Below are 13,960 nucleotides of genomic sequence, written 5' to 3'. Positions count from 1 at the left end.
GGCGCACCTTCCCTCAGTCGGCGGCGACCGGCTGACGGGCCGCCCGAGCCGACCGTACCAACCGGATGACCAGCACGATCACCAACAGTGTCATCAACGGCGCACCGACCGTCTTGGTGTACCGGGGCAGCCCGGTGCCGTCGGGCAGCACCAGGAACGACGCGACAAGGGCGACCACGATGAACCATCTGGTCCGCTGGGCGGTGGCCGCCAGCACGAACAGCGGCCACATCCAGTACCAGGGGTGCACCACGGGGGCGAGCGCGACGGTGAGGGCGAGCGCCAGCCCGGCGTGGTACAGCGGGTCGCGGGTGCGCGCCCGCCACCAGAGCCAGACGAGCAGCACGGCCAGAAGCACCACGGCGATCCCACGAGTGACCGGCAGCGCGTCGATGTGACCGCCGAACGGCGCCGCGACGTACCCGATCGTCTGCCCGACAGCTGTCGACGGGGAGGTCCAGGCGATGGCGGCGCCACCCCCGGACAGCCCGCCGACCCAACCGAAGTCCAGCCCACCGGCGACTGTCACGCCGACCACGGCGGCGACCGTGCCGCCGACGACCCAGCCGCCGTCGCGGATCAGCGTTCGGATCCGGAACGGCCCGGCGGTGGCCGCCAGCGCGGCGAACGGCACCACCACCACTGCGGTCACCTTGATCGCCACCGCGACCCCGAGGAGCAGGCCGCCGACCAGCAGCATTCCGCGCCGGCCCGGGTGCGCCGCCACCACGGCCAGCCCACCGACCAGCGCGGCGAGCATCAGCACGTCGTTGTGGGGGCCACCGATCAGGTGCGCGGCGACCAGGGGGGAACCCAGCGCCAGCCACACCGCCCGCTTCGCCGGCACACCGGCTCGACGCGCCAGCACCGGCAGGGCCCAGGCGGTGAGGACCACGCCGACCAGCGACAGCGCACGGAAGAGCACGATGCTGGCGGTCAGCGAACCGGTGGCCTTCACCACGGCGCCCGCGATGAGGACGAACAGCGGCCCGTACGGCGCCGGTGTGTCGCGCCAGATGACCGAGACCGTGTCCAGCCAGGGGCAGGGCAGCGCGGAGACACCCTGTTCGTACGGGCTGATGCCGCCGGCGAAGCTGGCGCCCTGGCAGGCGTACGCGTAGACGTCCCGGCTTCCGAAGGGCGGCGCGATCAGCAGTGGCAGCAGCCAGAGCCCGACGGTGATCAGCGCCCACCGCGTCGAGGGTCCCCCGTCACGCAGTGCCCACCAGGCGTACGCCATCAGGCCGGTGCCGACCACCCAGGCGGCGAGGATCAGCGGGCCGTTGGGCCCCTGCCAGATGCTGACCGGGGTGCTGCGCAGGGGGCCGCTGGGGAACGCGCCGCCGAGGAAGGCGGACAACGCGAGCAGCATCGAGCCGGCCAGGCCGGTCCAGCGCGCGAGGTGGGAAGGCACGCCGGACATGCTGCCAGCCCGACGGTGTGCGGCCGACGGCAGGCACGGTCAACAGTGGCGCGTCGGTGCCAGCGCACTGGAGATCGAGTAGTCACCGGCGGCGCGGACCCGCACCTCGGTCCACCCGTCCTCGCCCGGTCGCAGGCAGCCGTCCGGGCCGCTCAACGAGAGCCAGCGCGACCAGCGCACCCGGACCGGCACGTCCCCGGGCGTGGCGGTCAGCCGAACCGCGCCGCGCTCGGCGGCGACGAGTTGACCCGGGGCGCCGACCAGCGGGGTCGGGTCGACCACTGCGTACATCCGCCAGGTCGGGTCGCTCCAGACCTCCCGCAGGTACGGCAGGCCGGCGCGGATCAGTGCGGCCTCGTCGCGGCCCCACCGGTCGGCGGGGGCCTCCGGGGCGAGCACCACGTAGGTCACCGCCTCGTGCCGTAACCACTGCTCGTACGTCTGCGCGGTCAGGCTGCCGTCGTAGAACAGCGCGTTGCGGTCGCTGTCGACCTGGCGTTCCCAGCCCCGGGCCAGTGGCACGGTCGGCGGCAGGTACGCGGACTCCCAGTGGTCGCGCAACGGCACCACCTCGACCCGCCCGGCCGGCTGCCGCCTGTCGAGTTCGGCGACGAGCGGTTGGTAGAAGCTCCTGGCGCTCTCCGGGGCGCCGGCCCGGGTCACGTCGCTCACCATCACCGGGGACTGCCACCAGACGGTCGCTGCGAGCAGCCCGGCCAGCCACGGCCCGGGCAACGCGGCGTACCCGGCCAGCACGGGCAGGGCGAACAGCATCGGCAGTCGCAGGGCGTTGGATCCGATGGGGCTGGGCACGTAGTACGCCGCGACCAGGAGCAGCACGGTGAGCGCCGCGCCGATGCGCAACACCCGGCGGCGACGCGGCAGCACGACTCCCACCAGCACCGCGAGCGCGACGTTTATGCGCATCGACTCGGCCGAGTACGGCTGGGTGCCGCCGTTGCCGAAGACGAACGCGATCGGGGCGAGCGTGACGGCGGGTGCCACGGCCAGGACGAACCCCTCGGTCAGTGGCCGCTCGGCTCGCCAGCCTCCGGCCAGCGGGCGGCCCGGCCCGTCACCGGTACGCAGGGCGGCCAGCAGCAACGCCGCGCCGGCCAACCCGGTGAACAGGCCGGCGACCGGGCTCGCCGCCGTCGCCAGGGCGGCGCAGCCGGCGGCGAGCGTCAACCGGAGCCAGCGCGGTGGACGTTCCGCGCTGACCGCGCAGAGCGCCAGCAGACCGAACGCCAGCCCGACCGCGAAGGTGATCCGACCGCTCGCCAGGTTGCCGACCAGCACCACGGCGCCGAGGACGCCGGCCAGCAGCGGCCGGCGGGGCCGGTTGCGGGTGAACAGCCAACCCAGCGCGGCCGCGCCGACCACGGCGGCGACCGCCCCCAGCGGGCGCACCCCGATCAGCGCGCCCAAGCGGGCCGTGAAGAGGCTGTAGCCGTACTGGTTGACGCCGCCGTACCAGCCGAAGTCGACAGGCGCGGCCCCGTACCGCTCGGTGAACCCGGCACGGGCCACCTGGGCGGCGAGGTCGGTGCCCATCGGCGGCGCGAGGAGGAACGCGACGGCGAGCGCCACCGCGACCCCGGTCACCGTGCCCACGACGCGTAGCCCGGTGGGGCGCGGCGACGCGTCAGGCATCGAGGACCCGTTCGGCCGCGGCGCGGGAGCGGCGGCCGGTGCGCAGGTACTCGTCGAGGAACTCCCCCGGGTCGTCCCGGCCGAGCAGCCGGGCCACCCCGGCCAACTCCACCCCGTGCCGGGGCAGTTGGTCGCCGGCCCGGCCGCGGACCAGCATCAGCGCGTTGCGGACCTGCGCGGCCAGGGACCATCCGGCGGCCATCTCCGCGGCGTCCGTCGGGTCGATCAGGCCGGCCCGCTCGGCCGCCGCGAGTGCGTCGAGGGTACGCGTGCCGCGCAGCGCCGGGTTCGCGCCGGCGTGCCGGAGCTGGACGAGTTGCACAGCCCACTCCACGTCGGCCAGCCCACCGCGACCCAGCTTGGTGTGGGTGGCCGGGTCGGCGCCTCGGGGCAGCCGCTCGGTCTCCACCCGGGCCTTGATCCGCCGGATCTCGACGACCTGCTCACGGGTCAGCCCGTCGGCCGGGTAGCGCACCGGCTGAATCATCGCCTCGAACTCGGCGCCCAGGTCGGCGTCACCGCAGACGAACCGGGCGCGCAGCAGTGCCTGCGCCTCCCACACCCGCGACCAGCGGGCGTAGTACTGCGCGTACGCGGCGAGGCTGCGCACCAGCGGACCCTGGCGGCCCTCCGGCCGCAGGTCGGCGTCGACGCCCAGCGGCGGGTCGGGGGCGGGCACGCCGAGCAGTCGGCGCAACTCCTCGGCGACGGCGTGCGCGGCGGCGCTGGCGGCGCTCTCGCTGCTGCCCGGCGGCGGGTCGTAGACGAAGAGCACGTCGGCGTCGGAGAGGTAGTTCGACTCGTATCCGCCGAGCCGGCCCATGCCGATCACCGCGAAGCGCAGCCCCTCCGGTGCCGGCTGGCTGGCCTGGGCGGCCCGCAACGCGGCGGTCAGGGTGGCGTCGGTGACGTCGGAGAGGGCCGTACCGACCACTGTGATGTCGGACAGCTTGGGGGCCGACCGGTTCGCGCCGTCCGGCCGGGTGGGACTGGGCGCGAGCGCGCCCGCCCGGCAGAGCAGGTCGGCGCAGGCCACCCGGACCAGCTCGCGACGTCGCAGCGCGCGCACCGCGCTGGTGGCCTCGACCGGGTCGGTGTGCCGGGCCGCCGCCGCCAGGAACCCCTCCCGCAGCACCTCGGGCGGGCGTGGCGCCAACTCGTTCTCCTCGGCCAGCAGCCGCAGCGCCTCCGGGTCGCGGGCGAGCAGGTCGGCGACGTACCGGGACAGGGCGAGGACCCGGGCCAGCCGACGGGCGACCGGGCCACCGTCGCGCAGCAGTCGCAGATACCAGGGGGTGCTGCCCAGCTTGTCGGAGACCTTCCGGTAGTTGAGCAGCCCCCGGTCCGGCTCCGGCGCGTCGGCGAACTCGCTGAGCAGCACCGGCAGCAACGTGCGCTGGATGGCCGCCGTGCGGCTCACTCCGCCGGTGAGCGCCTGGAGGTGACGCAGCGCCCCGGCCGGGTCGGCGAAGCCGAGGATCTCCAGGCGGTTCCTGGCCGCCTCCGGGGTGAGCCGCAACCCGTCGGCCGGCACCCGGGCCACCGACTCCAGCAGCGGACGGTAGAGCAGTTTGGCGTGCAGTCGGCGTACCTCGGTGGCGTGGGTGACCCACTCGGCCCGGAAGCTCTCCACGGCGCTGCGCCCCGGCGCGGCCGTGAAACCCAGCGCGGCGGCGAGCCAACGCAGCGCGCCCGGCTCGGCGGGCACTGTGTGCGTACGACGCAGGCCCTGGAGTTGCAGCCGGTGCTCGACGCTGCGCAGGAAGCGGTAGCCGCGCAGCAGGGCCTCGCCGTCGGCCCGACCGACGTAGCCGCCGGCGACGAGCGCGCGCAACGCCGGGATGGTGCCGGGCGGGCGCAGCGACTCGTCGCCGCGACCGTGCACGAGTTGCAGCAACTGGACGGCGAACTCGATGTCGCGCAGCCCGCCCGGACCGCGCTTGATCTCGCGCTCCAACTCCTTCGGCGGGATGTGGTCGATGATCCGGCGGCGCATGGCGCGGACGTCCTCGACCGCCTCGGGCCGCTCGGCCGCCCGCCAGACCAGCGGCGCGAGCTGGTCGATCCACTCCTGGGCCAGCGGCAGGTCACCGGCGGCCGGGCGGGCCTTGAGCAGGGCCTGGAACTCCCAGGTGCGCGCCCACCGCCGGTAGTAGGCCAGGTGGCTGGCGAGGGTCCGCACCAGCGGGCCCCGGTTGCCCTCCGGGCGCAGCGCGGCGTCCACCGGCCAGGCGACCAGCCCGCAGATGTAGATCAGCCTGGTCGCCACCAGGGTCGCGGCAGACAGGTCGGCGTCCTCGGCGGCCACGAAGATGACATCCACGTCGGAGACGTAGTTCAGCTCGCCGCCGCCGCACTTGCCCATCGCCACGACCGCCAGCCGGGGCCGCTCGGTGCCCTCCGCCAACTCGGCGACAGCGATCTCGTACGCCGCGGACAAGGTCGCGTCGGCCAACGCCGAGAGCGCGGCCATCGTCTGCTCCAGGCCTCGACCGCCGGTCAGGTCGGCCGCGGCGATCCGCAACAACGCCAGCCGGTACGCGGTCCGCAGCGCCGCCACCGCGTTGCCGCCGTCGGCCGGCTCCAGCCGCCCCTCGGCGGTCGGGGCGAGCCCGTCCGCGGCGGTCCGCAGCGCCTGGTAGTGCTCGGGGTGGGCCACCAGGTGATCGCCGAGCGCCGCCGACGCACCGAGAACCGCGATCAGCCGCCGCCGCAGCCCTGGGTCGTTGTGCAGGTCCGCGAGCAGCGCGGATCCGGTGCCGCCTTCGGTGGCGCGGCCTCCCGTCGTGCGGCCCTCGGCGCTGCCTTCGATGGTCCGGCTCTCGGCCTCCACGATGCGGTGCAGTTGGCGTAGCGCCAGGTCCGGGTCGGCGGCCCGGGACAACACGGCGAGCAGCTCCGCGGCGGCCTCGTCGACCGGCTCCTGCTCGACCGGCTGCCACAGCCGCAGCCCGTCCGGGCCGAGCAGGTCCGCGGCGCGCGCGCCGCCGTCGCCCTCGGCGGTGCCGAAGCCGTACCGGGCGAGCCGGCCCGGTGCCCTGGTCGGCCGGCTCATCAGTGCCCGAGCAGCGGCAGGCCGCGCCGCATCGTGCTGTCGTCCAACTCGCCGAGGGCCAACGCGGCGAACCTCGCGGCGAACGGCTGCCAGACCTCCTCGACGTCGGCCAGCACCGAGGCGCAGGCCGCGACCACCAGCTCCGGGTCGTAGCCCAGCTCGGCGAGTTGGGTCGAGTCGGTCGCCCAGTCGGCGATCATCGCGGCGTCGCACTCGATGTGGAACTGCAACCCCCACGCCCGGTCACCCAGGCGGAACGCCTGATGCGGGTAGCGGGTGGACGCGGCCAGCAGGGTCGCGCCCCGAGGCAGCTCGGTGATCTCGTCGGAGTGCCACTGGAGCACGTCCGGGATCAACGGCACGTACCGAAACAGCGGGTCGTTCTCGGCGGCGTCGCGCCGGCCGACCACGCCGGGGCCGATCTCCGGCCCGGACGGGCTGCGCTCCACCAACCCGGCGTGCGCGGTGGCGAGCAGCTGCGCGCCCAGGCAGACCGCCAGGGTCGGCACCCGGTACCGGACCGCCTTTCGCAGCAGGCCCTCCACGGCCGGGAACCACTGTGCGCCGGGCGAGCCGTCCGACAGCGGGTACGCCTGTTGGTCGCCGCCGAGCACCACCAGCGCCGCGTACCCCTCCAGGTCGGCGGGGAGCTCGTCGCCGGCGTGCGGGCGAACCACCCACAGCTCCAGCCCAGCCTCGGTCAGCCACTCACCCAGCCGGCGCGCGTCGTCCGTCGGGTCGTTCTCGATCACCAGCGCGGTTGCCACAGGTCGAGGCTAGCCGGTACGCCGTGCGGCACCACGCCCCGGCACGGCCTCGCGCGGCCTGCCGCCGCCCGCGCTGGGCCTCCCACCGCCCGTGCTCGGCCTCCCGCCGCCCGTGCGGGGGTCCCGGCCACGGCGGGTCGTTAGGCTCTGCGGTTGTGATCAGCGAGGACACCGCCGTCGTACGCCCGCCCGTGCTGCGCCCCGGTGACACGGTGCTGTTGGTCTCGCCGTCCGGGCCGACCTCGCCGGAACGGGTGGCCCGGGGCATGGAGCTGCTCACCGGCTGGGGCCTGCGCCCGGTGCCGGCGCCGAACGCCTACGCCCGCCACGGCTACCTCGCCGGCACCGACGACCTTCGCGCCGCCGACCTGAACGCGGCCTTCGCCGACCCGGACGTGCGCGGCGTGATCTGTACTCGTGGCGGCTACGGCGCCCAACGGATCGTGGACGCCATCGACATGGCCGCCGTCCGCCGTGACCCGAAGGTGGTGGCCGGCTTCTCGGACATCACCGCCTTGCAGTTCGCGCTGTGGCGGGGCGCCCGCCTGGCCGGGGTGCACGGCCCCGGGGCGGCCTGGCGCGACGAGCGCACGCCGCTGCGGTCCGCCGAGTCCCTGCACGCGGCGCTGATGACGACCGAACCGGTGTCGATCACCGCGGACCCCACCGAGGAAACCTTCGGCGTACGCGTCCCGGGTCGCGCCACCGGCACCCTGCTCGGCGGCAACCTGTGCATGATCGCCGCGTCGATCGGCACCCCGGACCTACCCGACCTGACCGGTGCGGTGCTGTTGATCGAGGACGTGCAGGAGCCCCCGTACAAGGTCGACCGGATGCTCACCCACCTGCGCCGGGCCGGCGCACTGGACGGACTGGCCGGGGTGGCGGTCGGGCAGTTCACCGACTGCGGCGACGGCTGGGACACCACGATCGTCGACGTACTGAACGAACGCCTCGGCGACCTGGGCGTACCCGTCCTCGGCGGCCTCCCCATCGGCCACGGCCCCAACCAACTAACAGTCCCGGTAGGCACAAAAGCCACAGTGGACACCACAACAGCCACCCTCACAGCACCCCCCGCAGTCCACTAACCCCACCCCCCGCTTTACTCCGTTGATCATGAAGTTGTTGTCACTCGCCACGGCGTGTCGTGGCAATAACTTCATGATCAACGCCGGGTCGGAGGGGGTTGGGGGGATGTTGTTAGGTGGGCTATCGCGCCGAACTCCAGGGCGGCCCAGATGCCGGTCGGGGTGCGGGTGATGCCGTGGGGTTCGGCGTTGGGGGTGGGAAGGGCGTAGCCCTCGATCCGTCCGGTTCGATCGACGTGACCGATCCGGTTGGCACCCCACTCGGTGAACCACGCGCCGCCCTCCTGGTCGGCCACGATCGCGTGCGGACGGGCCGCCCGATCCGGCAGCGGGAACTCGACGATCTCGCCATCCGGGTAGATCCGACCGAGCTGACCGGCCACGATCTCCACGAACCAGATGACACCGTCGTCGCCGAGGGCGATGCCGACCGGGCCCGCGTTCACTGTGGGTAGCGGGTACAACATCACTCTGCCGTCGAGGTCGATCCGGCCGATCGCGTTCGCCTGGTTGAGGGTGAACCAGAGAGCCCGGTCCGCGCCAGCAGTGATCATCGAGGCGAATCCGCCGGTCACCGGCAGCGAAAATGCGGTGTGGGTGCCGTCGGTCTCCACCCGGCCGATCGTGTCGGAGGTCATCCCGGCGTACCAGAGCGCGCCATCGGGTCCGGCCGCGATGCCGCCCGGCCCGGTGCCGGTCGGCAGGGCGATGGTGCGCTGCTCGCCGTCGACGGTGATCCGACCGATCCGGTCGTCTCCGGAGCGGGTGAACCAGAGCGCCCCGTCCGGCCCGGCCGTGATGATCAACGGGCGGGCGCCGGCCGGATCCAGCGGGTAGATCCGGACCGGGCCGTCGGGCGACAACCGGGCGATCCCGCCGGCATGGGCCAACGTCAGCCAGAGCGCGCCGTCCGGGCCAGGCGCGATGCCGTACGGCCCGGCGCCCGGCTCGGCGAGTGGAATCTCCCGAATCTCGACGGTCATTCCGCGGTGTCCTTCCGTCGGTGAATCGTCCACCCTGACCGCTCAGCCAGCGACGGCACAACCGATTTGGCCCACCACCGGCCAGGATTGTCAGCTCGCTGACAGGGTCGCCACGGCTTCCGCCCAGACTGCCCGGTCACTGTCGGTGACGACAGCGCAGGATGACCGAACCTCTGGAGGACAGCATGTCCCGCACCATCCGTAGGAAGCACCTGCTGGCCGGCCTGGCCACCGCCGGCGTCCTCGGCGTCGGGATCGCGGCCCCGACGATCGCGTTCGCCGCCGACACTCCCACGCCGGCACCGAGCGCCAGCACCGCCCCCGACACGGCTCCGGGCACGGCTCCCGGCGCGAAGGCCGACCGGCAGGGCGAGTTCGCCGAGGCGCTCGCCAAGGAACTGGGCGTGCCCACCGACAAGGTGACCGCCGCCCTGGAGAAGATCCGCGGGCAGCACCGGCCGGCCGACCGACCGCAGCGCCCGTCCGCCGAGGACCGGCAGGCCGCGCTCAAGCAGCGCCTGGACCAGGCGGTCAAGGACGGCAAGCTCACCCAGGAGCAGGCCGACGCCATCACCAAGGCCGTCGAGGCCGGCGTCTTCCCCGGCCCCGGCGGCCACCGCGGTCCGGGCAGCCACCACGGCGAAGGTACGCCCGGCAAGTAACCCGGCGGACACAGCCCCGCCAGGCACCAGCTGGCCGGGGCCGGCCGGAATCACGATGACCTGACCAGGCTCCTTGGATCGCTCCCCCGCCCGCGTCGATCTTGCAGTTTCGGTCGCCGAGATGCACGGAATGCCCCCTATGCCGCGACAGTAAGTGCAAGATCCGCAGAAGGGCGCGGCTGAACCTCGTCGATCATGGAGACGTGGTGCCTGATTTGGGGTCATTCGGGCACTTTGTCACCCACCACAACTCCATGATCGACGAGGCAGCGCGGGCTGACCTACTCAGCGCCGAGTGATCAACGGGAGGACCGCTTGCCGAAGACCCGGTGCGCCCCGATATATCCAGATAGCGCTGATTTCTGTGTCCCCTGGAGCAGGCCCGGGCCCTAGCCCTCGACTTGATCGACTCGGCTTTCAGGAAGTCGCGGTATCCGACGCACTCGAACACCCCGACATCATGAAAACCGAGTCGATCACCGCCCCGGGGACGCGCCGTCGGCTGGCTCAAGCCGTTAAACCGGCTCGGGATGTCAGCCCAGAGCCGGGCCAACCCCGGGACCAGACCAGGACGGGACCAGACCAGGGCCAGGTCAACCAGGACCAGCCGCAGCCGGGGCCAGGCACAACCGGGACCAGCCGCAGCCGGGGCCAGGCACAACCGGGGCCAGGCGCAGCCGGGGCCAGGCACAACCGGGGCCAGGCCCGGCCAGGACCAGCCCAGCCGGGGCCGGGCAACCCAGGACCAGCACGACCCAGGGCCTGGCCAGCCGAGGCCAGGCCAGCCAGGACCAGGCCAACCCAGTGCCAGACCCAGTCGGGACCAGGCCAACCCAGTGCCAGACCCAGTCGGGGCCAGGCCAACCCAGTGCCAGGCACAGCCGGGGCCAGGCCAACCCAGTTCGGAAGCGCAGGCCGGGACGGCTATCGGCCCGGCCCTGGTGGGCGTCAGGGCTGCTGGGGTGGGGGCGCGAACACGCCCAGGTGATTGCCGGCCGGGTCGAGTAGGTGGGCCAACGTGAGACCGCTCGGTGCGGTACGCGCTGGCGCCAGCACGCGGCCGCCGGCTGCTTCGGCCCGGCGGCAGGTTTCTGCCACGTCGGCGACTTCGGCGTAGAACATCGCGTAGTTCGGTGACGTCCCGTCGGTCGGCCGGATCGCCCCGCCGATCCCGGTGTCGCCTCCGGCCCCGGTCACCCGGTAGGACCCGCCGTTGGTCGAGCCCTGCTCCTCGAAGGTCCAGCCGAACAGCTCCCCGTAGAACCGCTCGGCATCCTCGGGTCGGTCGGTGCCGATCTCGAACCAGGTGATGGGCGTGGTGGAGCTGGTCATCTACTGCCTCCAGAATTTCCGTGCCGGCCGTTCGGCCGTCTTCTGGAGCAGTCTCGGGGGCGTTGGCGACAGCGTCCTGTCGGTGTTTCCGGATCACCCGGCGGGGTTTCCAGCGACGAGACCCACCCGGGCCCGCCGCGCCGAGCCCGTTTCAGACCAGGCTCAGCGAGCGAACCCGTTCGTGCGGAATGTCGAGATCTGTCAGGCGTAGCTCCCGGGCCACCACTTCGGGCAGCGCCTGGACCGCCCGGATCCTGTCGGTGCGAAAACAGCGCAGCTCGTCGCGCAGCCGGCACCAGGCGAGCAGATACCAGTGCCGTGTGTTGCCGAGGTAGCCCAGCGGTTCGACAACTCGGGTCGAGTCGGCGCCGGCGCGGTCGGCGTACCGGATGCGCAGCACGCGCCGCGCGGCAACCGCGTCGGCGACGGTGGTCGGGACGGGCGTGGCCGGCCCGTCCCCGATCAGGTGCACGCGGCCGGCGAGGTGGTGTGCTTCGGCGGCGTCGGCGGCCGGCAGCACCGCCACCAGTTTGCGCAAGGCGGTGGTGGCCGGCCCGGCGAACGGTGTCCCGGCGAGCCGGTGCAGCGCCACGGCCATCGCGACGGCCTCGGCGGCGGTCAGGTTGACTGGCGGCAGGGTGCGGGCGCGGTCCAGGACGTAGCCGCCGGTGCGCCCGGGCTCGGCCCAGATCGGCACCCCGGCCTCCTGCAACGCGCCGAGGTCCCTTTCGATGGTCCGGCTGCTCACCTCGAAGCGCGCGGCCAGCCAGCGGGCGCTGCGCGGGCGTGGTGACACCGCCCGCAACTCCTCGACCAGCGCGTAGAGACGGTCCGTGCGATTCATGCCCAGCACGCTACGACCGGGGTACGACTCCCTCCAGCAACCGCCCACACAGCTACGCAGGCAGCCGCCCGCAGACAACCAGACCGCACGGCGACGCGGACAGCCGCCTCAGGCGATGCAGGCGCAGACGATCAACGCGGCCCCGAAGTGGGTGGCGGCGCTGACCCGGGCGGCGGGGTGCGGCTCGGGCGAGCAGATGACCTCGCCGAGCTTGCCGGGGGTGAGCAGGTCCAGCACCACGAAGGCCAACGCCATGATCGCCAACCCGACCAGCCCGAAGACCACGGTGGAGGCGAGGCCCCTCCCGAAGTCGCTGTAGCTGGTCAGGATCGCGGTGAAGACGATCCCGGCGATGCCGAGCTGGTTGGCGGCGAGCAGCAGCCCGGCGTTGGCGTTGCGCTCGACCCAGATCAGGTGTCGTAGCCGGCCCGGGGTGAGCAGGTCGACGAGCCCGAAGCCGGCGGCCATGAGCCCGACTCCGACGATCCCGAACACGACGCTCTGCCAGGCACCGCTGAGCAGATCCTCCAGCACCGACTGCCTCCCGACTCTCCGCCCGGAGGGGTACCGGCGCGGTGATCGAGACGATAGCGGCAGCGCGCAATCGCGTCAGCCCCCGCGCCTACAGCGCCAGGTAGCGCTGCCGCTCGTACGGGGTGACCTCGCGGCGGTACTGCTCCCACTCGGCCCGCTTGTTGCGCAGGAAGAAGTCGAAGACGTGCTCGCCGAGCACCTCGGCGACCAGTTCGGAGCCGGCCATCACGTCGATCGCCTCGGCGAGGTTCTCCGGCAGGGCCTCGTAGCCCATGGCGCGCCGCTCCGCGCTGGTCAGCGACCAGACGTCGTCCTCGGCGCCCGGCGGCAGCTCGTACCCCTCTTCGATGCCCTTGAGGCCGGCGCCGAGCAGCACCGCGAAGGCGAGGTACGGGTTGGTCGCCGAGTCCAGCGAGCGGACCTCGACGCGGGCGGAGTTGGGCTTGCCGTAGGCGGGGACGCGGACCAGCGCGGACCGGTTGAGGTGACCCCAGCAGACGTAGGCCGGGCTCTCGGTGATCCGGTCGGGCAGGGCCTGCGGGAAGAGCCGCTTGTACGAGTTGACCCACTGGTTGGTGACGGCCGTGTACTCGCGGGCGTGCACCAGCAGGCCGGCGATGAACGACTTCGCCACCTTGGACAGCTTCATCGGGTCGCCGCTGTCGTGGAACGCGTTGCGTTCGCCCTCGAACAGCGACAGGTGGGTGTGCATGCCGCTGCCCGGCTGGTCGGTGAACGGCTTCGGCATGAAGCTGGCCTGCACGCCTGTGGAGAGCGCGACCTCCTTGACCACGTGCCGGAAGGTCATGATGTTGTCGGCGGTGGTCAGGGCGTCGGCGTAGCGCAGGTCGATCTCCTGCTGGCCGGGCGCGACCTCGTGGTGGCTGAACTCCACCGAGATGCCGATGCGTTCCAGCGCCAGGACGCCCTGCCGGCGGAAGTCCCGGGCCACGGCGTGGGTGGTGTGCTCGAAGTAGCCGCCGGTGTCGACAGGGGTGGGCACCGAGCCGTCCTGTGGGCCGTTCTCGAGCAGGAAGAACTCGATCTCGGGGTGGGTGTAGAAGGTGAAGCCCTTCTCGGCTGCCTTGGACAGCGCGCGGCGCAGCACGTGCCGGGGGTCGGCCCAGGACGGGCCGCCGTCGGGCAGCAGGATGTCGCAGAACATCCGGGCGCTCTCGCCGCTGACCCCGCCTTCGAAGGGGAAGACCTGGAAGGTGGTCGGGTCGGGCATGGCCACCATGTCCGATTCGAAGACCCGGGCGAAGCCTTCGATCGCCGAGCCGTCGAAGCCGATGCCCTCTTCGAAGGCCGATTCCAGCTCGGCGGGTGCCACCGAAACGCTCTTGAGCGTGCCCAGAACGTCGGTGAACCACAGCCGGACGAACCGGATGTCCCGCTCTTCCAGCGTGCGGAGGACGAACTCCTGCTGACGGTCCACTTCCCCAACCCCTCGCGACAACTCTTTTGTCCGCCTTGGTCGGGCTGTACCCGACCTGACCGCCCAGTGTTCCCGGGCCTGGTTACGCAGACGTTACGCGAACTGCCGCCGCCCGTCCCCTCGTGTCCCGCCCGGCGAGCGCCCGCCGCCACGGGTGGCGGCAATCTCGTCCGAGGGT

The 13,960-nt window shown here is 72.9% G+C and carries 11 protein-coding genes; 2 read left to right on the top strand and 9 right to left on the bottom strand.

The features are described from left to right. Positions 1–13: 13 nt before the first annotated feature. The 4 genes from mptB to KBX71_RS29395 are packed head-to-tail and all read right to left on the bottom strand — an operon-like array spanning position 14 to position 6,898. Complete coding sequence (mptB, locus tag KBX71_RS29410; protein ID WP_247684310.1) at positions 14–1,423, bottom strand: polyprenol phosphomannose-dependent alpha 1,6 mannosyltransferase MptB; 1,410 nt, start codon at positions 1,421–1,423, stop codon at positions 14–16. A 39-nt stretch (positions 1,424–1,462) separates the two neighbouring features. Next, entirely contained in the window at positions 1,463–3,076 is a 1,614-nt protein-coding gene (locus KBX71_RS29405; RefSeq protein ID WP_210821033.1) for a hypothetical protein, read from the bottom strand. Continuing rightward, positions 3,069–6,131 (bottom strand): bifunctional [glutamine synthetase] adenylyltransferase/[glutamine synthetase]-adenylyl-L-tyrosine phosphorylase, encoded by a 3,063-nt coding sequence (locus tag KBX71_RS29400; protein ID WP_210821032.1) that lies wholly within the window; start codon positions 6,129–6,131, stop codon positions 3,069–3,071. Before KBX71_RS29400 ends, KBX71_RS29405 begins: the two co-directional genes overlap by 8 nt. Next, on the bottom strand, positions 6,131–6,898 hold the full coding sequence (locus tag KBX71_RS29395) for a type 1 glutamine amidotransferase (protein WP_196925292.1): 768 nt from the start codon (positions 6,896–6,898) through the stop codon (positions 6,131–6,133). The genes KBX71_RS29400 and KBX71_RS29395 overlap by 1 nt, the downstream gene beginning before the upstream one ends. A 155-nt stretch (positions 6,899–7,053) precedes the next feature. Between KBX71_RS29395 and KBX71_RS29390 the strand changes: the two genes are divergently transcribed. Beyond that, positions 7,054–7,989 carry an LD-carboxypeptidase gene (locus KBX71_RS29390; protein ID WP_210821031.1) on the top strand — a complete coding sequence of 312 codons (936 nt, stop codon included), beginning with the start codon at positions 7,054–7,056 and terminating at the stop codon, positions 7,987–7,989. 77 nt (positions 7,990–8,066) lie between these two features. Here KBX71_RS29390 and KBX71_RS29385 read toward each other — a convergent pair whose 3' ends face one another. Continuing rightward, positions 8,067–8,972, bottom strand: a complete 906-nt coding sequence (locus KBX71_RS29385) for a virginiamycin B lyase (RefSeq protein WP_210821030.1) — start codon at positions 8,970–8,972, stop codon at positions 8,067–8,069. A 185-nt stretch (positions 8,973–9,157) separates the two neighbouring features. Here KBX71_RS29385 and KBX71_RS29380 point away from each other — a divergent pair, with 185 nt between their 5' ends. Further along, positions 9,158–9,634 carry a hypothetical protein gene (locus KBX71_RS29380; RefSeq protein ID WP_210821045.1) on the top strand — a complete coding sequence of 159 codons (477 nt, stop codon included), beginning with the start codon at positions 9,158–9,160 and terminating at the stop codon, positions 9,632–9,634. A gap of 948 nt (positions 9,635–10,582) precedes the next feature. On the opposite strand, the gene KBX71_RS29375 is transcribed toward KBX71_RS29380, so the two are convergent. From KBX71_RS29375 to glnA, 4 genes are all read right to left on the bottom strand, one after another. After that, positions 10,583–10,966 (bottom strand): VOC family protein, encoded by a 384-nt coding sequence (locus KBX71_RS29375; RefSeq protein ID WP_210821029.1) that lies wholly within the window; start codon positions 10,964–10,966, stop codon positions 10,583–10,585. Positions 10,967–11,117: 151 nt separating this feature from the next. After that, on the bottom strand, positions 11,118–11,810 hold the full coding sequence (locus KBX71_RS29370; protein ID WP_210821028.1) for a YafY family protein: 693 nt from the start codon (positions 11,808–11,810) through the stop codon (positions 11,118–11,120). Positions 11,811–11,918: 108 nt separating this feature from the next. Then, positions 11,919–12,344 (bottom strand): DUF350 domain-containing protein, encoded by a 426-nt coding sequence (locus KBX71_RS29365; protein ID WP_210821027.1) that lies wholly within the window; start codon positions 12,342–12,344, stop codon positions 11,919–11,921. Between the two features lie 88 nt (positions 12,345–12,432). Continuing rightward, on the bottom strand, positions 12,433–13,782 hold the full coding sequence (gene glnA, locus KBX71_RS29360; RefSeq protein ID WP_210821026.1) for a type I glutamate--ammonia ligase: 1,350 nt from the start codon (positions 13,780–13,782) through the stop codon (positions 12,433–12,435). Positions 13,783–13,960 lie beyond the last annotated feature (178 nt).

This window comes from Micromonospora sp. D93, from assembly GCF_018070365.1.
Lineage (GTDB): Bacteria > Actinomycetota > Actinomycetes > Mycobacteriales > Micromonosporaceae > Micromonospora > Micromonospora ureilytica.
Note: the sequence above shows the minus strand (reverse complement) of the source record. Positions and strands in the feature narration are given on the sequence as shown.